The sequence below is a fragment of the Leclercia sp. AS011 genome (genome assembly GCF_037152535.1).
Classification (GTDB): domain Bacteria; phylum Pseudomonadota; class Gammaproteobacteria; order Enterobacterales; family Enterobacteriaceae; genus Enterobacter.
The window spans coordinates 52,248-75,183 of sequence record NZ_JBBCMA010000004.1 but is presented as its reverse complement, the minus strand read 5'-3'; the positions used below and the strand labels follow the sequence as shown (position 1 = coordinate 75,183).

Below are 22,936 nucleotides of genomic sequence, written 5' to 3'. Positions count from 1 at the left end.
CAGTAGCTATGACGTGTCGAAACCGTAATAACGTAAGATTAACACGAAGTCACCGCAACAGCGGGCATGAGTTACGAAAGGTTTCAATTCTATCCGTAGCTGCTGCTGTTGTCTTTAAGATTCAGGAGCGTAGTTCATGGAGTTCAGTGTAAAAAGCGGTAGCCCGGAGAAACAGCGGAGTGCCTGCATCGTCGTCGGCGTGTTTGAACCCCGCAGACTCTCTCCAATCGCAGAACAACTCGATAAAATCAGTGACGGCTACATCAGCGCCCTGCTGCGCCGTGGCGAGCTGGAAGGCAAACCGGGACAGACGCTGCTGCTGCATCATGTGCCGAACGTGCTGTCCGAGCGCATCCTGCTGATTGGCTGTGGCAAGGAGCGCGAGCTGGATGAGCGCCAGTACAAACAGGTAATTCAGAAAACGATTAATACGCTGAATGATACTGGCTCGATGGAGGCCGTGTGCTTCCTGACCGAACTGCATGTCAAAGGCCGCAACACCTACTGGAAAGTGCGCCAGGCCGTTGAGACCGCAAAAGAGACGCTGTACAGCTTCGATCAGCTGAAAACCACCAAAAGCGAACCTCGTCGCCCGCTGCGTAAAATGGTCTTTAACGTCCCGACCCGTCGCGAGCTGACCAGCGGCGAGCGCGCCATTCAGCATGGCCTGGCGATTGCCGCCGGGATCAAGGCTGCAAAAGACCTCGGCAACATGCCGCCAAACATCTGTAATGCCGGTTACCTCGCCTCCCAGGCGCGCCAGCTGGCTGATTCCTACAGCAAAAACGTCGTTACCCGCGTGATTGGCGAGCAGCAGATGAAAGAGCTGGGGATGCACTCCTACCTGGCCGTTGGCAACGGTTCACAAAATGAATCCCTGATGTCGGTCATTGAGTACAAGGGCAACCCGTCTGAAGACGTGCGTCCGATTGTGCTGGTCGGCAAAGGCCTGACCTTCGACTCCGGCGGTATCTCCATCAAGCCGGCCGAAGGCATGGATGAGATGAAGTACGACATGTGCGGTGCCGCGGCGGTCTACGGCGTGATGCGCATGGTCGCGGAACTCCAGTTGCCCATCAACGTGATTGGCGTGCTGGCCGGCTGTGAAAACATGCCGGGCGGTCGCGCCTATCGTCCTGGCGACGTCCTTACCACCATGTCCGGGCAGACCGTTGAAGTGCTGAACACCGATGCCGAAGGCCGTCTGGTGCTGTGCGACGTGCTGACCTACGTTGAACGCTTCGAGCCAGAAGCGGTAATCGACGTGGCAACGCTGACCGGTGCCTGCGTGATTGCGCTGGGTCATCACATCACCGGCCTGATGTCGAACCACAATCCGCTGGCCCATGAGCTGATCGGTGCCTCTGAGCAGGCGGGCGATCGTGCATGGCGTCTGCCAATGGCCGATGAGTATCAGGAGCAGCTGGAGTCTAACTTTGCGGATATGGCCAACATCGGTGGCCGTCCTGGCGGTGCCATTACCGCAGCCTGCTTCCTGGCGCGCTTTACCCGCAAATACAACTGGGCCCACCTGGACATCGCCGGTACCGCATGGCGTTCCGGTAAAGCCAAAGGCGCAACCGGCCGCCCGGTTGCCCTCCTGTCGCAGTTCCTGCTCAATCGTGCGGGTTTTAACGGCGACGAGTGATGTAAAACGCCGGGTGGCGGCTTCGCCCTACCCGGCCTGCAACGGCAACAAACCGTAGGCCCGGTAAGCGCAGCGCCACCGGGCAATACGTTTAAACTCACCACAAGAAGCCCCATATATGAAGAATGCAACGTTCTATCTTCTGGACAACGACACGCAACAGGATGGCTTAAGCGCCGTCGAACAGCTGGTGTGTGAGATTGCCGCAGAACGTTGGCGCGGTGGAAAACGCGTGCTGATTGCCTGCGAAGATGAGCAGCAGGCCATCCGTCTGGATGAAGCCCTGTGGGCACGCCCGCCGGAGAGCTTTGTTCCGCACAATCTCGCGGGGGAAGGACCGCGCGGAGGCGCGCCGGTGGAGATCGCCTGGCCGCAAAAACGCAACAGCAGCCCGCGGGATATATTAATCAGCCTGCGTACCGGCTTTGCAGATTTTGCCACCGCTTTCACAGAAGTGGTAGACTTTGTCCCTCACGAAGACTCTTTGAAACAACTGGCGCGCGAACGCTATAAAGCGTACCGCCTGGCTGGTTTTAACCTGAATACGGCAACCTGGACATAATGGAAAAAACATACAACCCACGCGATATCGAACAGCCGCTTTACGAGCACTGGGAACAGCAGGGCTATTTCAAGCCTAACGGCGATGAAAGCAAAGAGTCCTTCTGCATCATGATCCCGCCGCCGAACGTTACCGGCAGTTTGCATATGGGTCATGCTTTCCAGCAGACCATCATGGACACCATGATCCGCTACCAGCGCATGCAGGGCAAAAACACCCTGTGGCAGGCGGGGACTGACCACGCGGGTATCGCGACCCAGATGGTGGTTGAGCGTAAAATTGCCGCTGAAGAAGGGAAAACCCGCCACGACTACGGTCGCGACGCCTTCATCGACAAAATCTGGCAGTGGAAAGCGGAGTCTGGCGGCACCATTACCCGTCAGATGCGCCGTCTCGGCAACTCCGTGGACTGGGAGCGCGAGCGCTTCACCATGGATGAAGGCCTGTCCAACGCCGTGAAAGAAGTCTTCGTACGTCTGTATAAAGAAGATCTGATTTACCGTGGCAAGCGCCTGGTAAACTGGGATCCGAAACTGCGCACTGCGATCTCCGATCTGGAAGTGGAAAACCGCGAGTCGAAAGGCTCCATGTGGCATATCCGCTATCCACTGGCTGACGGCGCAAAAACCGCCGACGGTAAAGATTATCTGGTGGTCGCGACCACCCGTCCGGAAACCCTGCTGGGCGATACCGGCGTGGCCGTTAACCCGGAAGATCCGCGTTATAAAGATCTGATCGGTAAATTCGTGGTGCTGCCGCTGGTGAACCGCCGTATTCCGATTGTGGGCGATGAACACGCCGACATGGAAAAAGGCACCGGCTGCGTGAAGATCACCCCGGCACACGACTTTAACGACTATGAAGTTGGCCGTCGTCACGCCCTGCCGATGATCAACATCCTGACCTTTGATGGCGACATCCGCGAAAGCGCAGAAGTGTATGACACCAAAGGCGAAGAATCTGACGTCTATTCCAGCGACATCCCGGCTGAGTTCCAGAAGCTGGAGCGCTTTGCCGCCCGTAAAGCAGTGGTTGCCGCTGTTGACGCGCTTGGCCTGCTGGAAGAGATCAAACCGCACGACCTGACCGTCCCTTACGGCGACCGTGGCGGCGTGGTGATCGAGCCAATGCTGACCGACCAGTGGTACGTGCGTGCCGACGTGCTGGCGAAACCGGCTGTTGAAGCGGTTGAGAACGGCAGCATCCAGTTCGTGCCGAAGCAGTACGAAAACATGTACTTCTCCTGGATGCGTGACATTCAGGACTGGTGTATCTCCCGTCAGCTGTGGTGGGGTCACCGCATCCCGGCGTGGTACGACAACGACGGCAATGTCTACGTGGGCCGCACCGAAGACGAAGTCCGTCAGGAAAACAACCTGAGTGCGGACGTGGCGCTGCGTCAGGACGAAGACGTGCTGGATACCTGGTTCTCCTCCGCGCTCTGGACCTTCTCCACCCTCGGCTGGCCTGAGAACACCGACGCGCTGCGTCAGTTCCACCCAACCAGCGTGATGGTCTCCGGCTTCGACATCATCTTCTTCTGGATCGCCCGCATGATCATGATGACCATGCACTTCATCAAAGACGAAGACGGCAAGCCGCAGGTTCCGTTCCATACCGTCTATATGACCGGTCTGATCCGTGACGATGAAGGCCAGAAGATGTCCAAGTCCAAGGGCAACGTGATTGACCCGCTGGACATGGTTGACGGTATCTCTCTGGCAGATCTGCTGGAGAAACGTACCGGTAACATGATGCAGCCGCAGCTGGCTGAGAAGATCCGCAAGCGCACCGAGAAGCAGTTCCCGGACGGCATCGAGCCACACGGCACCGACGCCCTGCGTTTCACCCTGGCGGCGCTGGCCTCTACCGGCCGCGACATCAACTGGGACATGAAACGTCTGGAAGGTTACCGCAACTTCTGTAACAAGCTGTGGAACGCCAGCCGCTTTGTGCTGATGAACACCGAAGATCAGGATTGCGGCTTCAACGGCGGTGAAATGACCCTGTCGCTGGCGGACCGCTGGATCCTGGCGGAATTTAACCAGACCACCAAAGCGTTCCGTGAGGCGCTGGATAGCTATCGCTTCGATATCGCGGCAGGCATCCTGTACGAATTCACCTGGAACCAGTTCTGTGACTGGTACCTAGAGCTGACCAAACCGGTTATGAACGGTGGTTCTGAAGCGGAACTGCGCGGCACGCGCAACACCCTGATCACCGTTCTGGAAGGTCTGCTGCGCCTGGCGCACCCGATCATCCCGTTCATCACCGAAACCATCTGGCAGCGCGTGAAGGTGATTGCCGGTATCAGTGCCGATACCATCATGCTGCAGCCGTTCCCGGCCTTCGATGCTGCGCAGGTTGATGAAGCCGCGGCGGCCGATACCGAGTGGCTGAAGCAGGCGATCGTTGCCGTGCGTAACATCCGTGCAGAGATGAACATCTCCCCGGGTAAACCGCTGGCGCTGCTGCTGCGCGGTTGCAGCGAGGCTGCGGTTCGTCGCGTCACCGAGAACAACACCTTCCTGCAGACCATGGCGCGTCTGGAGAGCATCACCGTGCTGCCTGCGGATGATAAAGGTCCGGTTTCCGTGACCAAAATCATCGATGGCGCCGAGCTGCTGATCCCAATGGCTGGCCTGGTTGACAAAGATGCTGAGCTGGCGCGTCTGGCGAAAGAAGTGGCTAAAGTCGAAATCGAAATCGGTAAGATTGAAAGCAAACTGTCTAACGAAGGCTTTGTCGCCCGCGCACCGGAAGCGGTTATCGCTAAAGAGCGTGAGCGTCTGGTTGGTTTCGCCGATGCTAAAGCGAAACTGATTGAGCAACAGGCTGTCATTAGCGCGCTGTGATGAGTGAAGCTATGCATGTAAATGCCTCTGTAACGGCGCATCTGCGCCGTATCACCGCCACGGATAACCCGGCAATTGCCGGCGTTATCCGCCGGGTATCTGCCGAATACGGCCTGACGGCCGATAAAGGCTATACCGTTGCGGATCCCAATCTCGACGAGCTGTACTCAGTGTACAGCCAGCCGGGGCATGCCTATTGGGTTGTGGAGCAGAACGGACAGGTTGTGGGTGGCGGCGGCGTTGCGCCGCTCTCCTGCAGCGAGCCGGACATCTGCGAACTGCAAAAAATGTATTTCCTGCCCGTCGTGCGTGGACAAGGCTTAGCGAAAAAACTGGCGTTACAGGCGCTGGATTATGCCCGCGAGCAGGGGTTCAAACGCTGCTATCTGGAAACTACCGCCTTTCTGACCGACGCCATCAGGCTGTACGAGCACCTCGGCTTTGAGCATATCGACCAGCCGCTGGGATGTACCGGGCATGTTGATTGCGAAGTGCGAATGTTGAAAACCTTATAATTCCTTTCCTGCCCCCTTCTGTTAAGCGGCTGTAAACTGAATGCTCTACACTCTCAGTTCCACACCATCAGGGGGTAAATAGCATGTCAAAGATAAAAAGCTATGCCGCACCGCAGGCGGGTGCAGAGCTTGAGCTGTACGAATACGATGCGGGCGAGCTGAAAGCAGAAGACGTTGAAGTCCAGGTTGATTACTGCGGGATCTGCCATTCCGATCTGTCGATGATCGATAACGAATGGGGCTTCTCGCAATACCCGCTGATTGCCGGGCACGAAGTTATTGGCCGCGTAGTGGCCCTGGGCAGTGCCGCGCAGGATAAAGGGCTGAAGGTTGGCCAGCGTGTGGGCATCGGCTGGACTGCGCGCAGCTGCGGTCACTGTGACGCCTGTATTAGCGGCAACCAGATAAACTGTCTGGAAGGCGCTACCCCTACGATCCTCAATAACGGCGGTTTCGCCGACAAACTGCGCGCCGACTGGCAGTGGGTCATTCCTCTTCCTGAACAGATCGATATCGAATCCGCCGGTCCGCTGCTATGCGGTGGGATCACCGTCTTTAAACCGCTGCTGATGCACCATATCACCGCCACCAGCCGCGTGGGAGTAATCGGTATCGGTGGCCTGGGCCATATTGCCATTAAGCTGCTGCATGCCATGGGCTGCGAAGTAACGGCGTTCAGCTCCAATCCGGCAAAAGAGCAAGAAGTGCTGGCGATGGGAGCCGATAAGGTGGTGAACAGCCGGGATCCAGAGCTGTTGAAAGCCCTGGCCGGTCAGTTTGATCTGATCATCAACACCGTGAACGTCGATCTCGACTGGCAGCCGTACTTTGAAGCGCTGGCCTATGGCGGCAACTTCCATACCGTGGGTGCCGTCCTGAAGCCCCTCCCGGTTCCTGCTTTCACGCTGATTGGCGGGGATCGCAGCGTGTCGGGTTCTGCCACGGGCACACCTTATGAGCTGCGTAAGCTGATGAAGTTTGCTGGCCGCACCAAAGTCGCTCCGACCATCGAGATGTACCCGATGTCGAAAATCAACGAAGCGCTCCAGCATGTTCGTGACGGCAAAGCCCGTTACCGCGTGGTGCTGAAAGCAGACTTTTAAGCTGTTGTTGCCCGGTGGCGCTACGCTTACCGGGCCTACATCTTTTGTAGGCCCGGTAAGCGTAGCCGCCACCGGGCGTTTTCCACCTACCGCACTAACGCCGCAAATACCTCGGCCACTGCCACCGCGCCAGGATCGGCTACCCCATCGAGATTCTCTTTATTCACATACGACGATCGTCCCGCTCCGGCTTTGCCCATGCTTGCCGTGGCATCCGCCCCCTCCTGTGCAGCCCTCGCGGCAACCTGAATATCTCCCGTCTGCAGCGCTTCCAGCGCGGGCTGGAGCGCGTCGATCAAGGTACGATCCCCGCGATCGGCCCCGCCATAATGTTTCATTTGCTTAAGCCCGGTCAGTAAGGCATCGGGCAGGGGCTTGCCGCTATGCAGCGCCTGGCCTGCGGCGGTAAAGAAGATCGACATCAACACCCCGCTTGATCCCCCCATCACGGTCGCCAGCCTCTCCCCCACCACCAGCAGGAGCTGCGGCAGATCGTTCAGCGGCAGCCGCCCCTCATCCAGCCATTGCGCAATATCCCGCGCACCTTGCGCAAAGGTCGATCCCGTATCGCCATCCCCCACTTTCGCGTCCAGGGCGTTAAGGCGATTTTCCAGGGCGATTAAGCAGCCCGTGGCCGCGGCGAGGTACTCTGCGACCTTCGCATTCGCCGACGGGGTGAATTCCACACTGTCATGCAGCGGGGTGTGCGGCAACGTGCGCAGCGGCGCAAAGGCCACCGGTTTTTGCCAGCCCAGCGTCTCCACCGGTGCGTTAAGCGCCTCCTCAAAGGCCGGCGTCAGCTTCAGCAGGGATAACGAAAATCCCTTCATATCCAGCGAGCTGACCAGAGGTGCCGGGCCGATCAAACAGGCGATCCGATCTTTCAGCGCCGAATGGGCCAGCTCTTTGGTCAGCAACGCCATCTCCAGCGCCGAGACGCCGCCGAGGTTGTTGATCAGCACGGCCAGCCGCCCAACACCTGCCTGCGCCAGCAAGGGTTTCACCAGCGTATCAATAATCGCCCTGCTGTTTTGCGTCTCGACCAGCGATGCCCCGGGCTCACCGTGGATCCCCAGCCCCAGCTCAACATGGCCTTTTTTGATACGCCCCTCTTCATCGTCGCTGCCCGGCAGGTTACAGGTCTGCATCGCCACCCCCAGACTCCAGAGGTTATCGCAGGCCTGACGGGCTATATCCCGCACGTCGCTTAATGATTTCCCTTGTTCGGCGGCATGCCCGGCGATTTTATGCACCAGCGCGGTTCCGGCGATGCCGCGCGGCTGTTTGTTATCCGGGAGGGCGATATCATCGGCCACAATCACCATTTCCACTTTGAGCCCCAGGCGTTTGGCTTTCTCCGCCGCGAGGCCAAAGTTGAGACGATCCCCGGTGTAGTTTTTGACGATCAGCAGGCAGCCGCGATCGCCCGTTACCGCCACAATAGCGTTCAGCACCGCCTCTACGCTCGGGGATGCAAACAGATCACCACAGACGGCAGCGGTCAGCATCCCTTTACCTACAAATCCCGCATGTGCCGGCTCATGGCCGGATCCGCCGCCGGAAATCACCGCCACGCGGCTTTTATCCCAGTCGGCGCGTACCACCACGCGGATAGCCGGATCGGTATCCAGTTTGACAAGATTGCCGTGCGGGGCGGAGATGAGCATACCTTCAATGGCGTCATTAACCAGCTGTTTGCGGTCGTTAAAGAAGAATCTGGACATAGCTTTCCAATATGTTGTTTACCCTGTGTAAAAGCATAGTCCGCGATGCGTAATGCGCCGCAAAGTCAGAAATTGACCCGCTCTTTTTACCGTCAGGTTGCCTATACTCCACGCAGGACTGAACGAGGAAGCCGATCATGAGTACACCCCTGCTGATTGCCCGGACGCTGGATAACGAACTTCATCTCCTGCCCGCTATGGCAAACCGTCATGGCCTGATTACCGGCGCCACCGGCACGGGTAAAACGGTAACCCTGCAAAAGCTGGCCGAGTCATTTTCGAGTATCGGCGTGCCGGTATTTATGGCCGACGTGAAAGGGGATCTCAGCGGCGTTGCCCGGGAAGGTGTTGGCTCAGAGAAGCTTCTTGAACGGTTGAACAATATCGGCGTTACCGACTGGCACCCCGCGGGCAATCCGGTGGTGGTCTGGGACATCTTCGGTGAGAAAGGCCATCCGGTGCGGGCCACCGTGTCCGATCTCGGTCCACTGCTGCTGGCGCGTCTGCTCGATCTGAACGAGGTGCAGTCTGGCGTGTTGAACATCATCTTCCGCATTGCCGACGATCAGGGCCTGCTGCTGCTCGACTTTAAAGATCTGCGGGCCATTACCCAGTACATCGGGGATAACGCCAAATCATTCCAGAATCAGTATGGCAATATCAGCAGCGCCTCCGTCGGCGCTATCCAGCGCGGATTGCTGACGCTGGAACAACAGGGTGCCGAACACTTCTTTGGCGAACCTATGCTGGATATCAAAGACTGGATGCGTACCGACAGCGACGGCAAAGGCATCATCAACATTCTGAGTGCGGAAAAGCTCTACCAGATGCCGAAGCTCTACGCCGCCAGCCTGCTGTGGATGCTCTCCGACCTCTTTGAGCAACTACCGGAAGCAGGCGATCTGGAAAAACCGAAGCTGGTGTTCTTCTTTGACGAAGCCCATCTGCTTTTCAGCGATGCGCCGCAGGTGCTGCTGGATAAGATCGAGCAGGTGATCCGCCTGATCCGCTCCAAAGGGGTAGGCGTCTGGTTTGTTTCACAGAACCCGTCCGATGTTCCCGACAACGTGCTGGGCCAGCTGGGCAATCGCGTCCAGCACGCCCTGCGCGCCTTTACACCCAGAGATCAGAAGGCGGTGAAAGCCGCCGCGCAGACCATGCGCGCTAACCCGGCCTTTGATACCGAGGCGGCTATCCAGGCGCTGGGCACCGGCGAGGCGCTGATCTCCTTTCTCGATGCTAAAGGTAGCCCGTCAATGGTCGAGCGCGCGATGGTCATCGCCCCTTACTCCCGGATGGGACCGATCAGCGACGACGAGCGTAACGGGCTGATCAACCACTCCCCGGTCTACGGCAAATATGAAGATCAGGTGGACAGAGAGTCTGCCTTTGAGATGCTGCAAAAAGGGGTGCAAACCAGTACGGCGCAGCAGGAGGCCCCCGCCGCAAAAGGCCAGTCCGTTGCGGTCGATGATGGGATCCTGGGTGGGTTGAAGGACATCCTGTTTGGTAGCACCGGTCCGCGCGGAGGTAAACGCGACGGGGTGGTGCAAACCATGGCGAAAAGCGCAGCGCGCCAGGTAACGAATCAGATTGTCCGCGGGGTGCTGGGCAGCTTATTGGGCGGACGCAGAAGGTAACGCGGGCACCCAGGGCGTGCCCAGTGCCGAGCCCTGAACCCCCTGCTCGTTCAGGTAGCGGTCCAGCTCTACCATCCCCGTCCAGCGGTTCTCACACCACAGCGGTGCCAGCAGCGTTGGGCGGCGGGCGCTGGCAGAGATGCGGTGATACACCACCTCCGGCGGCGTGTGGCGGATCATCTCTCCGGCCGTCACCACATATTCGTCCAGCTCAATGCCGTTCAGTCGTCCGGCCTCCCAGGCTTTAGCCATAATGCTACCCGTGACGATATGCAGCGGGTGCAGCTTAATGCCGTCGACGCCGGTCTCAACCACCTTATGCAGAGTTTCCAGCGCGTGCGCTTGCCCTTCACCCGGCAGGCCGACAATCAGATGGCTACAGACCTTCAGCCCGCGTTCGCGCGCCAGTCGGGTGGTACGCTGGTAGCAGGCAAAATCGTGGCCGCGATTAATACGGTGCAGGGTTTTATCGTGCGCGGTCTGCAATCCCAGCTCCAGCCAGATCTCATATCCCCGATCTTTATACTCGCTGAGCAGATCGAGCACCGCCTCCGGCACGCAGTCTGGCCGGGTGCCGACGCAGAGCCCGACGATGTTTGCCTGGCTCACCGCCTGTTGATACATCGAGCGCAACACCTGGACTTCCGCCCATGTGCTGGTATAGGCCTGAAAATAGGCCAGATACTGTTTTGCCCGATCCACCCGCGTCGACTGGTGGGCAAGCTGCGCCGCGATGGACTGATGCTGCTGCGCTTCGTCGGCAAAGGAGGCCACATTACAGAAGGTACAGCCGCCGCGCCCGATAGTGCCGTCGCGATTTGGGCAGCTGAATCCCCCATGCAGCGACAGCTTATGGACCTTTTGCCCGTAGCGGCGCGAAAGATCCCCACCAAACATATTGACTAATTTCTGTAACTGCATAATCTGATAGACCGCCCCGTTCAAAGGGGACAAGCCTGCCATTTTTAACCTCCGACGGCGATGACCTGGATCAATCGTCCCGGCGTGCTTTTACCCTTTGCATAATTACCCAAGATAACTGCAATTTCATTCATCCCCTTTCTAATTACTTTTCCTTATGTTCCACAGGATTTTTTCATTTATATCGTCTGCGCTGAAAAACAGTGACATCATGCGGGCTTTATCCCCATGACGGCATTAAATCCTGCTTAAATCGCACTATTTAGCATCCTACAGCGATAATACCGCTTTCATATAGTGAGTCAGATCACACTAGTCTAAAGCCCACAGCAAGGTTACAGGGATGTGAAACGCGGTAAATAATTAATTAAATCAGAATGATAACCTTCCTTTAGCACATTTTTGTATAAATAAGATTGCCATTTGACCTGTGTACGGATTCCCGATAAGTTGGAAATCCGCTGGAAGCTTTCTGGATGAGCAGCCTGCTCATCATATTTATGCAGTAGTTGAGATTCCCTCTGAAGCAAGTCCTCAAACTTGTTTGACCTGTGCGAAAAGGATATTAAGAGGGCGAATGCGAGGTACGCGTATGACACGCAAACCCCGTCGCCGCGCTCTTGCTGTGCCTGTGCGCCACGGTCCAGAGAGAAGTCCCGAAGAGCCTGGGGAGGTTCACTGATATGTTGTACGATAAATCCCTTGAGAAGGATAACTGTGGTTTCGGCCTGATCGCCCACATAGAAGGCGAACCTAGCCACAAGGTAGTGCGTACCGCTATACACGCACTGGCCCGTATGCAGCACCGTGGCGCTATCCTTGCGGATGGTAAAACCGGCGACGGTTGCGGTCTGCTGCTGCAAAAACCGGATCGTTTCTTTCGCATCGTGGCGGAAGAGCGCGGCTGGCGTTTAGCCAAAAACTACGCTGTCGGCATGCTGTTCCTGAACCAGGACGCGGAAAAAGCCGCCGTCTCACGCCGCATCGTCGAAGAAGAACTTCAACGCGAAACCCTGTCTATCGTCGGCTGGCGCGATGTGCCCACCAACGAAGGGGTACTCGGTGAAATCGCCCTCTCCTCGCTGCCTCGTATTGAACAGATTTTCGTTAATGCGCCTGCGGGCTGGCGTCCACGTGATATGGAACGCCGCCTGTTTATTGCTCGCCGCCGCATTGAAAAACGTCTCCAGGACGATAAAGAGTTCTACGTCTGTAGCCTCTCGAACCTGGTGAACATCTATAAAGGTCTGTGTATGCCGGCTGACCTGCCGCGCTTCTACCTGGACCTGGCGGACCTGCGTCTGGAATCGGCCATCTGCCTGTTCCACCAGCGCTTCTCCACCAACACCGTACCACGCTGGCCGCTGGCTCAGCCGTTCCGCTATCTGGCGCACAACGGCGAGATCAACACCATCACCGGTAACCGCCAGTGGGCACGCGCCCGTACCTATAAATTCCAGACCCCGCTGATCCCTGACCTGCACGATGCCGCGCCGTTCGTCAACGAAACCGGCTCTGACTCCAGCTCAATGGATAACATGCTGGAACTGCTGCTGGCCGGCGGGATGGATATCGTGCGTGCCATGCGCCTGCTGGTTCCGCCAGCCTGGCAGAACAACCCGGATATGGATCCTGAGCTGCGTTCCTTCTTCGACTTTAACTCCATGCACATGGAGCCGTGGGATGGTCCGGCCGGTATCGTGATGTCCGACGGGCGCTTTGCGGCCTGTAACCTCGACCGTAACGGCCTGCGCCCGGCGCGCTACGTTATCACCAAAGACAAGCTGATCACCTGCGCCTCGGAAGTGGGGATCTGGGATTACCAGCCTGACGAAGTGGTCGAAAAAGGCCGCGTAGGACCAGGCGAGCTGATGGTGATCGACACCCGCGTCGGTCGTATCCTGCACTCCGCAGAAACCGACAACGATCTGAAAAGCCGTCATCCGTATAAAGAGTGGATGGAGAAAAACGTTCGCCGTCTGGTGCCGTTTGAAGATCTGCCGGATCAGGACGTGGGCAGCCGCGAGCTGGATGATGATACTCTCGCCAGCTACCAGAAACAGTTTAACTACAGCGCGGAAGAGCTGGACTCCGTTATCCGCGTGTTGGGTGAAAACGGCCAGGAAGCGGTCGGCTCCATGGGGGATGATACCCCGTTTGCCGTGCTCTCCAGCCAGCCGCGTATTATTTACGATTACTTCCGTCAGCAGTTCGCGCAGGTGACCAACCCGCCAATCGATCCGCTGCGTGAAGCCCACGTGATGTCGCTGGCCACCAGCATCGGTCGTGAGATGAACGTCTTCTGCGAAGCCGAAGGCCAGGCCCACCGTCTGACCTTTAAGTCGCCGATCCTGCTGTACTCCGATTTTAAACAGCTCACCACCATGCAAGAGGAGCACTACCGCGCCGACACGCTCGATATTACCTTCGACGTGACCGAAGCGACCCTCGAAGAGACGGTGCATGCGCTGTGTGACAAAGCGGAACAGATGGTACGTAACGGTACCGTGCTGCTGGTGCTGTCCGACCGCAACATTGCGAAGAACCGCCTGCCGGTGCCCGCGCCAATGGCCGTCGGGGCTATCCAGACCCGTCTGGTCGACAAGAGCCTGCGCTGCGACGCCAACATCATTGTGGAAACCGCAAGCGCGCGTGACCCGCACCACTTCGCGGTGCTGCTGGGCTTCGGTGCGACGGCGATCTACCCGTATCTGGCCTACGAAACGCTGGCCAAACTGGTTGACGGTCAGGCCATCGACAAAGATTACCGTACCGTGATGCTGAACTACCGTAACGGCATCAACAAAGGTCTGTACAAGATCATGTCCAAGATGGGCATCTCGACTATCGCTTCCTACCGCTGCTCGAAGCTGTTCGAAGCCGTCGGTCTGCATGACGATGTTGCCGACCTCTGCTTCCAGGGCGTAATCAGCCGTATCGGCGGGGCGGGCTTTAGCGACTTCCAGCAGGATCTGCTGAACCTCTCTAAACGCGCCTGGCTGGCACGTAAGCCGCTGGATCAGGGCGGACAGCTGAAGTATGTCCACGGCGGTGAATATCACGCCTATAACCCGGACGTGGTGCGCACCCTGCAACAGGCCGTTCAGAGCGGTGAGTACAGCGATTATCAGCAGTACGCCGAGCTGGTGAACAACCGTCCGGCGGCCACGCTGCGCGATCTGCTGGCGGTGAACCCGGGCGATACTGCGGTCAGCATCAAAGATGTTGAACCGGCGTCAGAACTGTTCAAACGCTTTGATACCGCCGCGATGTCTATCGGCGCGCTGAGCCCGGAGGCCCACGAGGCGCTGGCTGAAGCGATGAACAGCATCGGCGGAAACTCTAACTCCGGCGAAGGCGGTGAAGATCCGGCGCGCTACGGCACGAATAAAGTGTCGCGCATCAAGCAGGTCGCTTCCGGCCGCTTCGGTGTGACCCCGGCGTACCTGGTCAACGCCGACGTGATTCAGATTAAAGTCGCCCAGGGTGCGAAACCGGGTGAAGGCGGTCAGTTACCGGGAGATAAAGTCACCCCGTACATCGCCAAACTGCGCTACTCGGTGCCGGGCGTGACGCTGATCTCCCCGCCGCCGCACCACGATATCTACTCTATCGAGGACTTGGCGCAGCTGATTTTCGACCTGAAACAGGTCAACCCAAAAGCGATGATCTCCGTGAAGCTGGTTTCCGAACCGGGCGTGGGCACTATCGCCACCGGCGTGGCAAAAGCCTATGCGGATCTGATCACCATCGCCGGCTACGACGGCGGCACCGGCGCAAGCCCGCTCTCCTCGGTGAAATATGCGGGCTGTCCGTGGGAACTGGGCCTGGTGGAAACCCAGCAGGCGCTGGTGGCTAACGGCCTGCGTCACAAGATCCGTCTGCAGGTGGATGGCGGTCTGAAAACCGGCCTCGACATCATCAAAGCGGCGATTCTGGGTGCAGAGAGCTTTGGCTTTGGTACCGGCCCGATGGTGGCGCTGGGCTGTAAATACCTGCGTATTTGTCACCTGAACAACTGCGCGACGGGTGTTGCTACCCAGGATGAGAAGCTGCGTAAGAACCACTACCACGGCCTGCCGTTCAAAGTGACTAACTACTTTGACTTTATCGCCCGCGAAACCCGCGAGCTGATGGCGCAGCTGGGCGTGACGCGTCTGGTGGATCTGATTGGCCGTACCGACCTGCTGAAAGAGCTGGAAGGGTTCACGGCTAAGCAGCAGAACCTGAAGCTGTCCCGCCTGCTGGAAACGGCTGAACCGCATCCGGGCAAAGCGGTGTACTGCACCGAGAACAACCCGCCGTTCGACAATGGCGTGCTGAACGCCCAGCTGTTGCAGCAGGCTAAGCCGTTTGTGGATGACAAACAGAGCAAAACCTTCTGGTTTGATATCCGCAACACCGACCGTTCCGTCGGCGCAACGCTCTCGGGCTACATTGCGCAGACCCACGGTGACCAGGGTCTGGCGGCGGATCCGATTACCGCGCACTTCAGCGGCACCGCGGGTCAGAGCTTCGGCGTGTGGAACGCCGGCGGCGTTGAGCTGTACCTGACCGGCGATGCCAACGACTACGTCGGTAAAGGTATGGCGGGCGGTCTGCTGGCGGTGCGTCCTCCGGTCGGCTCTGCGTTCCGCAGCTGCGATGCCAGCATCATCGGTAACACCTGTCTGTACGGTGCCACCGGGGGTCGCCTGTTTGCCGCGGGTCGTGCAGGTGAGCGTTTCGCAGTGCGTAACTCCGGTGCCATCACCGTGGTAGAAGGTATCGGCGATAACGGCTGTGAATACATGACCGGTGGGATTGTCTGCGTGCTGGGTAAAACCGGCGTGAACTTCGGGGCAGGTATGACCGGTGGTTTCGCCTATGTCCTGGACGAAAGCGGTGACTTCCGTAAACGCGTGAACCCGGAGCTGGTGGAAGTGCTGGATGTTGATTCGCTGGCCATCCACGAAGAACACCTGCGTGGTTTAATCACCGAGCACGTGCACCACACCGGTTCCGTGCGCGGCGAAGAGATCCTGGCCAACTGGCCGGCGTTCTCTGCGAAATTCGCGCTGGTTAAACCGAAGTCCAGCGATGTTAAAGCCCTGTTGGGTCACCGTAGTCGTAGCGCAGCAGAGCTGCGTGTGCAGGCGCAGTAAGGAATTCAGATGAGCCAGAATGTTTACCAGTTTATCGACCTGCAGCGTGTGGATCCGCCGAAGAAGCCGCTGAAGATCCGTAAAATTGAATTTGTTGAGATCTACGAGCCGTTTTCCGAAGGCCAGGCCAAAGCACAGGCAGACCGCTGCCTGTCCTGCGGCAACCCGTACTGCGAGTGGAAGTGCCCGGTCCATAACTACATCCCAAACTGGCTGAAGCTGGCCAACGAAGGGCGTATTTTCGAGGCCGCTGAGCTGTCTCACCAGACCAACACCCTGCCGGAAGTGTGCGGCCGCGTGTGTCCTCAGGACCGTCTGTGTGAAGGCTCATGCACCCTGAACGACGAGTTTGGTGCGGTGACCATCGGCAATATCGAACGCTATATCAACGATAAAGCGTTCGAGATGGGCTGGCGCCCGGACATGACCGGCGTGCGTCAGACCGACAAACGCGTGGCGATCATCGGTGCGGGTCCGGCGGGCCTGGCCTGTGCCGACGTGCTGACCCGCAACGGCGTAAAGGCCGTCGTGTTTGACCGTCATCCGGAGATTGGCGGTCTGCTGACCTTCGGCATCCCGGCCTTTAAGCTGGAAAAAGAGGTGATGACCCGCCGCCGTGAAATCTTCACCGGCATGGGCATTGAGTTCAAACTCAATACCGAAGTGGGCCGTGACGTACAGCTCGACGATCTGCTGAAAGATTACGACGCCGTGTTCCTGGGCGTGGGTACCTATCAGTCGATGCGCGGTGGGCTGGAAAACGAAGAGGCACCGGGCGTATACGATGCCCTGCCGTTCCTGATTGCCAATACCAAGCAGATGATGGGTTACGGCGAAACCGCCGCTGAGCCATACGTCAGCATGGAAGGCAAACGCGTGGTGGTGCTGGGCGGCGGTGATACCGCGATGGACTGCGTGCGTACCTCTATTCGTCAGAATGCGGCGCACGTGATCTGTGCTTATCGTCGTGACGAAGAGAACATGCCGGGCTCAAAACGCGAAGTGAAAAACGCGCGTGAAGAGGGTGTGGAATTCCAGTTCAACATCCAGCCTCTGGGTATTGAAGTGAATGCCAACGGCAAAGTCAGCGGCGTGAAGATGGCGCGCACTGAAATGGGTGCGCCGGATGCGAAAGGTCGTCGTCGTGCGGAGATTGTTGCCGGTTCCGAGTATGTGATCCCGGCTGATGCCGTAGTGATGGCGTTTGGTTTCCGTCCTCACAGCATGGAGTGGCTGGCGAAGCACAGCGTCGAGCTGGACTCTCAGGGCCGTATCATCGCCCCGGAAGGCAGCGACAACGCGTTCCAGACCAGCAACCCGCAAATTTTCGCTGGTGGCGATATCGTTCGCGGTTCTGATCTGGTGGTAACCGCCATTGCCGAAGGTCGTAAGGCGGCCGACGGGATCATGAACTTCCTCGAGGTGTAATTTTTTACACCATTTAAAGCCAGCGGGTTCCTCCGCTGGCTTTTTTACAGATAAACAAGACTGATCACCGCACTGCCATCTAACGTAATCGTCTGACTGCTGTTCAGCTTATTCGCAACTGTGGCGCTGATTTGCAGCGGAACATTTGCGTGAGTTATCGGTTGAGGTTCAGACGTCCCCTTCTTCATAAACGTATAGAAGTAGTCCTGATTGGCAGGTAATGGCAACAATGTGGATATCGTCCAGGGCCCCTCTTTACTGGCTGCGCCGCCAATATCGACATTGACCTGCTGCTCCCCCTCGACCGCGACAACGCCATCCGCCACTATCTGTATGGCATAGCTGCCGATGGGTTTGTTTTCAGCGGTAAACCCAAGCCCAAAGAGCCGTGTTTTATCGCTCACGTACCCGCCGCCATTAATCTGAAAGCGCGCCCCCTCTTCATGACGATCGTCCTTGCCCGATACCATCGAGCTGCTGCGTGAATCCCTTGCGGTAATGGCTACTGAGGTGGCGGATTCACACTGAATACTTAGCGTGATATCGCGCGGGCCTAATTGCGTAAACGCATGCGGCAATAGCGATGAGACATGGTTCGTCCCGTAATCAGCAACCCCATTATTACTCAGTGTCGGGGTACAGGCGGCCGCTTCAGCCGTGACTTCGAAATGAATACTTACCCTGTCATTGGCATAAACCGACAGGCTGAGCAGAAGACTTAACGCACCGAAAATCAGTTTTTTCATTGTGCATCGACCCGTATCTGTAAGTTACCGCGATAGGTCATCTTTTCAGTAACCGGCTGATTTTTGAAGTAAGAGCTTACCGCAAGCGTGAGGGAAAAATGCTGACCGCTGACTTCATCGCCTGCGACAAATGCGGCACCTTCATCCAGCGTCACCGCCATCCTGTTGTTGCCCGCGTTGGTAATCGCGCTCTCAGGCAACCGCACGGGGGTTAATAACACCTCACGGTCATCAACCACTGCGTTCATCGCCGTGACCTTCATCCTTCCCTCAGACCCGAAAGCAAAGGCGTTATTTTTCGGCAACGAACTGCTGAAAAAAAGCCGCACACGCTGCGGTTTGTCACAGTTGACCGTCAGTTGCAGATGCCTTTCCGGAAGTTCGACATCCTGCTCTTTTGCCGCCTGGCGTTCAGCGGCGCTGAGCGTGCCATAGGAGACAGTCTGTTGACTGGTCATAAGCTGGCATTCACTTTTAACGTTAAACGACAAGGCCAGCGCCATCAGTAGCGCTACGCGGTATTTCATTTGCATATCCCTCCGGCACGCTCATAAAAGGTCTCCGCTGCCGGTTCTGGCGGTAATGCAAATGTCACTCGACAGATCCCACTTTCCAGTCTGGCCAGCAATTCCCGTACCTCTTCCGCGTGAGTTAAAAAGACAACCCCATCATCCACCGAGGTTGTCAGGTAATTGCCATCGACATCGGTAATCACCACACTTTTCGGCAGCGGTTTCCCATCAGCTGTTGTGACAGTCAGTAGCACCCGACGGCTGGTGAGCGTACCAAAATGCACCTGCCCCACAGATCCCTTCGCCTGTTTGAGCAGTCGCGTGCCGTTACCTATATCCATGTTCTGCGGCAAGGTATCGGTGCGGATTTCAACCAGGGAGTTTTTCCACTCATTCACTGCCGGTATCACCGCCTGTCCCCGAAAATCGGTCCAGGTCGGCCCCTGTGGCGTGTCCAGTCGAACTCCCGGGACGGGACTATCAAGCTGTGCGATGGCAAAGGTTTCATGGACGGCCAGGGGTGAGAACGTGATACCGCTGCGGTGCGCCACGACACCGCCCTGTAACGAACCGGCATAGCTGTTGTTATGGCTGCCGTTGGTGCTGGCGTTCAGACTTAGCTGGGTGTAATGCAAGTTACTGTTTATCCCGGCGGCAAAGCTGTTATCACGCTGCTGCGCATCACGCTCTGCGGCAAGGTTATAGGTTGAATTCTCCGTCATCTGGCCCGCCGTCGTTAAACCATAGCGATCCTGACCATTACTGTGACGAGAATAGGCGTTGAGTGAATTTCGGCTAAACGGAACAGAGAGGTTCACGTAAATCATATCGTCATTATCGTTATTCTTATCGCCCGCGCTGAGCTGACGCTGCCAGCTGGCGGAAAGGGAGAATCCCTTAAAGCTTTTCCCCCAGTTCAGGGAGATAAATCGCGAACGGCCGCCCTTACCGTACGCCTGAGTTTCGTAGAAGGTGGAACTCAAACTTCCTGCAATCGCGTTGCTCCAGCTTACGCCTGCGGAATATTCATACTTGTTAGCGGTGATATCGCTGTCATCAATGGACTGCGTAAAATCCCTGTAGTTACTGGATTTTTTTGCTACGGAGGCGGTGAATCCTACATCCGCTGGCAGCGCGACATTTGCCGTCAGTTGATACTTTTGCCCTTGCAGAGAATGCTCGCGATCGGCCGACTGGTTTATCTGCAGTGAGAGCAATGTGCCAGGTATCTGCACGGAATCCAGGCTGATGCCCAGCCCCTGATAGCCATCGGAAATGACAACGCCTCCCCCGACGTTATGTGTAGGGGCGATCCTCCAGCCACCCGATACGCTGGCTACCCAGGGCCTCTTGGCGTAGTTATCGCTGACGCGGCCTGCAGCAAAAGAGAATCCGGCCGGGCTCCCGAGACGTCGGCTGTACAGTGAAGCAGGGACAATAAAATTGCGCTGAACACCATCCGTCTCGATGACAGTGACGTTAAGTTCGCTGCTGAAATTGCGTAAGGGGATATTGGTTAACGTAAATGGACCAGCTGGCACCAGCGTGGAGTAAATCAGCATGCCTTGCTGACGTACCTCGACGCGTGCCTGCGCGGTACTGGCGATCCCGGTGACCTGTACCGCACTCTCTGGTTCGGAAAGCGCATTTTCAGGCTCCAGCTCAATGCCATAAATACTGCTCCCTTCCAGCAGGCGATTATTCATATTCACCTCACCTACTCTCATTGTGGTTTTCCACTTCATGAAAGTGTGTTGCAGGTAGTTCCGGGAGTTCTCGCTGTTAACATTGCCATTGCTACGGCTAATGAGTTGATGGGTGCGAAACAGCCAGTCGCTGAAATTGACGCCACCATCCAGCGTTAATTGCGCATAGTCAGAATGTCCGCTGTCAAAATTATTGCGGGACATCAGCATCGAGTAATTGAACAGACCCGCCGTTCCGCCGGTAATAAAATCTGCCGCATCGGGACGTTGCCTCTGGAGTTGATCCTGATGAAGCACCAGTTCAATCACGCCCTGAGCTGGCAGCAAGGTAACAAGTGTGTCGGGATAGTCGGCGATATAGTCGTAACAGCCCTCCTCATATTTTGCAGGGATGCGCAGACCCGCCTGTTCCATAAAGGATTTATCGAAGCAAAGCTGCCCTGTTTTATCAAAGGTGACAACAATACTTCCCTGCGTTTCGCCATTGATTTTCAAAGTGACCGAACGCTTGCCCGGCAAAAATCGAGCTTCACGCGAAAAATAACGTGAAATCTCGGGATCCATGCCCAAAGATTTAAGCGTTTCAAGGTCAAATTCTACGGGCTCTTTTCCTGCACTCTCCGCATTAGCGACGGGTGTGCATGCCACACTGATAGCGCATGCTAACAAAGCCTTCCTGAGCATTGATGTTCATCCTTGAACAACTTATTGAATAGAGGCTGTGTAGCGCTCTCCTTTATATCCATACCGGCTGGCAGGATAAAACTCCACTTTGCTGTCGCCTGGCGCAGGCATTTTCACCGTTATACTGCCGTTTGGCTGAAGGTATGTTTTAGTGAGGATGCCGGCTTTACCCGAAGGCAAACCTTTAAACGACGCCACCATGCGCACCACATATTTGCTGGGATTGCGAACTTCGAGGTCGGCACCCTTTTTTTGCCAGATCAGATGCTTCCATGGCGATAAATCTTCAGCAAGGCCCGCAGGATGAATAATGACCGGCAAATCCTGACGAATAGTCACTTTGAGTTCATTCTTACCACTGTGTTTTGGCGGTATGCCCTCAAATACCACACGCTTCATTTCTTCCTGCACAAGCGATTTATCCTTGTGCAAAATAAAGCGTATTTTTTGCATTTGACCTGCATCGACGCGCACAACAGGTTGCGTGACTATCAATTGGACGGATTTATCGCCTCCGGGCAGATCCACTATTTTCGTATAAAGCAGAGAGGGGAAAGCATCGGTATTGGTGATATTCATACTGGCTTCACCTTTGCTTTCATCGACTAATAAAACTGATGTTTGCGGTAACATCCCGCTGGCGAGACATTGTACCGAAAGAAGAGACAAGCACAGAACACTTAATTTTTTCATAAAACGCCACTGGACAAAAAGTTAATAAAATATACGCCAGAGGAAATGTAAAGCATATTAATGGTTATATTCAGGCCCAATATATAATTAATTGACTACTGGGCCTGTTAATTTAATAAATAATAGTTAGAGGTAAACCAGGCTCAGCGTCGCGTTACCATCCAGCTTAACTTCAGATGGGTTACCCATAGCTGATTTGGTCTGAACCGCGGCAGATATGCCCATCGGCAGAACCATTTCAGTGAAGGTGACTGGCGTCAGTTCACCTGCTTTGGCAAGCGTCGCGATGCGAGAGCCATCCGGGAACAGCGGTGCACCATTTTTCGCGGAAACCCATGAAGAGTTTGCAACATCGGTATCTTTAACGATCAGATCGGCTGCGTTACCATCCGCAGTGGCCCCTGTAGGCAGAACACTCAGCGCGTAGGAGCCAATATTACCGCCGCCTTCAACAGTACCGAGGCCAAACGCGGCACCCGCATACGTCAAATCATTGGAGCCAATGTAATTATCAATAAAGCTGGTCTCAGACAAGGCTACTTTGGAGCTGGAACGGTTATCCTGCGCCACAACGGCCAGGGTTGTTGCGGCATCGCATTTCACTGTCAGAGTAATATTTTTATTGCCCAGCTGAATCAGGCTATTTGCTTCTGGCGCAATCACGGAAATCATTGTTGAATTCATGGTGCCATAATCAACGACACCGCTATTATTGAAAGTCGGGGTGCATGCTGCGGGTTCAAATGAACCTTTAACAGATAACGTTGCCACATCAACTGCATTAGCATTAGCCGCTGCAAATGTCGCAATACAAATTGCTAACGTAGAAAGCTTTTTCTTGAAATTGGTCATTTCCATTCCCTATGTGATAATTTTGATTAATTCCTTCATTGCGGTGAAACCACAACCATCAAGAATTTGAAGAGCGCTGCTAATATATAGCAATATGCAGCCACTATATTGTTACATTGGGAAATGACTTAATGTAGTTATTTTTACTTAATACAGCGTTCATTAAAAATGAAATATCAAGACAATCAATATAACAAAGTTCA

General features: G+C 56.2%; 15 protein-coding genes. 8 read left to right on the top strand and 7 right to left on the bottom strand.

What is annotated here, in order from left to right:
* The first annotated feature begins 136 nt into the window (after nucleotides 1-136).
* From pepA to ahr, 5 genes are all read left to right on the top strand, one after another.
* Complete coding sequence (gene pepA / locus WFO70_RS16425; RefSeq protein WP_337017573.1) at nucleotides 137-1,648, top strand: leucyl aminopeptidase; 1,512 nt, start codon at nucleotides 137-139, stop codon at nucleotides 1,646-1,648.
* Between the two features lie 118 nt (nucleotides 1,649-1,766).
* Entirely contained in the window at nucleotides 1,767-2,210 is a 444-nt protein-coding gene (gene holC / locus WFO70_RS16420) for a DNA polymerase III subunit chi (RefSeq protein ID WP_337017571.1), read from the top strand.
* Nucleotides 2,210-5,065: a valine--tRNA ligase gene (locus tag WFO70_RS16415; protein WP_337017570.1), complete on the top strand. Its 2,856-nt coding sequence runs from the start codon at nucleotides 2,210-2,212 to the stop codon at nucleotides 5,063-5,065. Before holC ends, WFO70_RS16415 begins: the two co-directional genes overlap by 1 nt.
* Nucleotides 5,066-5,076: 11 nt before the next feature.
* Nucleotides 5,077-5,580: a GNAT family N-acetyltransferase gene (locus WFO70_RS16410; protein ID WP_337017568.1), complete on the top strand. Its 504-nt coding sequence runs from the start codon at nucleotides 5,077-5,079 to the stop codon at nucleotides 5,578-5,580.
* Nucleotides 5,581-5,663: 83 nt separating this feature from the next.
* Nucleotides 5,664-6,683, top strand: a complete 1,020-nt coding sequence (gene ahr, locus WFO70_RS16405) for an NADPH-dependent aldehyde reductase Ahr (RefSeq protein ID WP_337017566.1) — start codon at nucleotides 5,664-5,666, stop codon at nucleotides 6,681-6,683.
* Between the two features lie 86 nt (nucleotides 6,684-6,769).
* Here the strand turns inward: ahr and WFO70_RS16400 are convergent, their stop codons facing one another.
* On the bottom strand, nucleotides 6,770-8,407 hold the full coding sequence (locus WFO70_RS16400) for a dihydroxyacetone kinase subunit DhaK (RefSeq protein ID WP_337017564.1): 1,638 nt from the start codon (nucleotides 8,405-8,407) through the stop codon (nucleotides 6,770-6,772).
* A gap of 137 nt (nucleotides 8,408-8,544) precedes the next feature.
* Here WFO70_RS16400 and WFO70_RS16395 point away from each other — a divergent pair, with 137 nt between their 5' ends.
* Nucleotides 8,545-10,047, top strand: a complete 1,503-nt coding sequence (locus WFO70_RS16395; RefSeq protein WP_337017563.1) for a helicase HerA-like C-terminal domain-containing protein — start codon at nucleotides 8,545-8,547, stop codon at nucleotides 10,045-10,047.
* Here WFO70_RS16395 and WFO70_RS16390 read toward each other — a convergent pair.
* On the bottom strand, nucleotides 10,024-10,968 hold the full coding sequence (locus WFO70_RS16390) for a TIGR01212 family radical SAM protein (RefSeq protein ID WP_337017910.1): 945 nt from the start codon (nucleotides 10,966-10,968) through the stop codon (nucleotides 10,024-10,026). The genes WFO70_RS16395 and WFO70_RS16390 overlap by 24 nt on opposite strands.
* Before the next feature lie 683 nt (nucleotides 10,969-11,651).
* Between WFO70_RS16390 and gltB the strand changes: the two genes are divergently transcribed.
* The gene (gltB, locus tag WFO70_RS16385) at nucleotides 11,652-16,112 is read left to right on the top strand and encodes a glutamate synthase large subunit (protein ID WP_337017561.1); all 4,461 of its coding nucleotides are present in this window, start codon (nucleotides 11,652-11,654) and stop codon (nucleotides 16,110-16,112) included.
* Nucleotides 16,113-16,121: 9 nt separating this feature from the next.
* Entirely contained in the window at nucleotides 16,122-17,540 is a 1,419-nt protein-coding gene (locus WFO70_RS16380) for a glutamate synthase small subunit (RefSeq protein WP_337017559.1), read from the top strand.
* A 44-nt stretch (nucleotides 17,541-17,584) separates the two neighbouring features.
* Here WFO70_RS16380 and WFO70_RS16375 read toward each other — a convergent pair whose 3' ends face one another.
* The 5 genes from WFO70_RS16375 to WFO70_RS16355 all read right to left on the bottom strand — a co-directional run bounded on the left by WFO70_RS16375 (nucleotide 17,585) and on the right by WFO70_RS16355 (nucleotide 22,733).
* Entirely contained in the window at nucleotides 17,585-18,286 is a 702-nt protein-coding gene (locus WFO70_RS16375) for a DUF1120 domain-containing protein (RefSeq protein ID WP_337017557.1), read from the bottom strand.
* Nucleotides 18,283-18,813: a hypothetical protein gene (locus WFO70_RS16370; protein ID WP_337017555.1), complete on the bottom strand. Its 531-nt coding sequence runs from the start codon at nucleotides 18,811-18,813 to the stop codon at nucleotides 18,283-18,285. Before WFO70_RS16370 ends, WFO70_RS16375 begins: the two co-directional genes overlap by 4 nt.
* Entirely contained in the window at nucleotides 18,810-21,188 is a 2,379-nt protein-coding gene (locus WFO70_RS16365) for a fimbrial biogenesis usher protein (RefSeq protein ID WP_337017553.1), read from the bottom strand. The genes WFO70_RS16370 and WFO70_RS16365 overlap by 4 nt, the downstream gene beginning before the upstream one ends.
* A gap of 21 nt (nucleotides 21,189-21,209) precedes the next feature.
* Complete coding sequence (locus WFO70_RS16360; protein WP_337017551.1) at nucleotides 21,210-21,881, bottom strand: fimbria/pilus chaperone family protein; 672 nt, start codon at nucleotides 21,879-21,881, stop codon at nucleotides 21,210-21,212.
* A 126-nt stretch (nucleotides 21,882-22,007) separates the two neighbouring features.
* Nucleotides 22,008-22,733 carry a DUF1120 domain-containing protein gene (locus tag WFO70_RS16355; RefSeq protein ID WP_337017549.1) on the bottom strand — a complete coding sequence of 242 codons (726 nt, stop codon included), beginning with the start codon at nucleotides 22,731-22,733 and terminating at the stop codon, nucleotides 22,008-22,010.
* Nucleotides 22,734-22,936: the final 203 nt, after the last annotated feature.

Excerpts from the sequence above, each read along its gene's own strand:
- WFO70_RS16360 (WP_337017551.1), bottom strand. The coding sequence starts at position 21,881 with ATGAAAAAATTAAGTGTTCTGTGCTTGTCTCTTCTTTCGGTACAATGT.
- WFO70_RS16370 (WP_337017555.1), bottom strand. The coding sequence starts at position 18,813 with ATGAAATACCGCGTAGCGCTACTGATGGCGCTGGCCTTGTCGTTTAAC.
- pepA (WP_337017573.1), top strand. The coding sequence starts at position 137 with ATGGAGTTCAGTGTAAAAAGCGGTAGCCCGGAGAAACAGCGGAGTGCC.
- WFO70_RS16355 (WP_337017549.1), bottom strand. The coding sequence starts at position 22,733 with ATGACCAATTTCAAGAAAAAGCTTTCTACGTTAGCAATTTGTATTGCG.
- WFO70_RS16375 (WP_337017557.1), bottom strand. The coding sequence starts at position 18,286 with ATGAAAAAACTGATTTTCGGTGCGTTAAGTCTTCTGCTCAGCCTGTCG.
- WFO70_RS16365 (WP_337017553.1), bottom strand. The coding sequence starts at position 21,188 with ATGCTCAGGAAGGCTTTGTTAGCATGCGCTATCAGTGTGGCATGCACA.
- WFO70_RS16410 (WP_337017568.1), top strand. The coding sequence starts at position 5,077 with ATGCATGTAAATGCCTCTGTAACGGCGCATCTGCGCCGTATCACCGCC.
- WFO70_RS16380 (WP_337017559.1), top strand. The coding sequence starts at position 16,122 with ATGAGCCAGAATGTTTACCAGTTTATCGACCTGCAGCGTGTGGATCCG.
- gltB (WP_337017561.1), top strand. The coding sequence starts at position 11,652 with ATGTTGTACGATAAATCCCTTGAGAAGGATAACTGTGGTTTCGGCCTG.
- WFO70_RS16415 (WP_337017570.1), top strand. The coding sequence starts at position 2,210 with ATGGAAAAAACATACAACCCACGCGATATCGAACAGCCGCTTTACGAG.
- holC (WP_337017571.1), top strand. The coding sequence starts at position 1,767 with ATGAAGAATGCAACGTTCTATCTTCTGGACAACGACACGCAACAGGAT.
- WFO70_RS16400 (WP_337017564.1), bottom strand. The coding sequence starts at position 8,407 with ATGTCCAGATTCTTCTTTAACGACCGCAAACAGCTGGTTAATGACGCC.
- WFO70_RS16395 (WP_337017563.1), top strand. The coding sequence starts at position 8,545 with ATGAGTACACCCCTGCTGATTGCCCGGACGCTGGATAACGAACTTCAT.
- WFO70_RS16390 (WP_337017910.1), bottom strand. The coding sequence starts at position 10,968 with ATGCAGTTACAGAAATTAGTCAATATGTTTGGTGGGGATCTTTCGCGC.
- ahr (WP_337017566.1), top strand. The coding sequence starts at position 5,664 with ATGTCAAAGATAAAAAGCTATGCCGCACCGCAGGCGGGTGCAGAGCTT.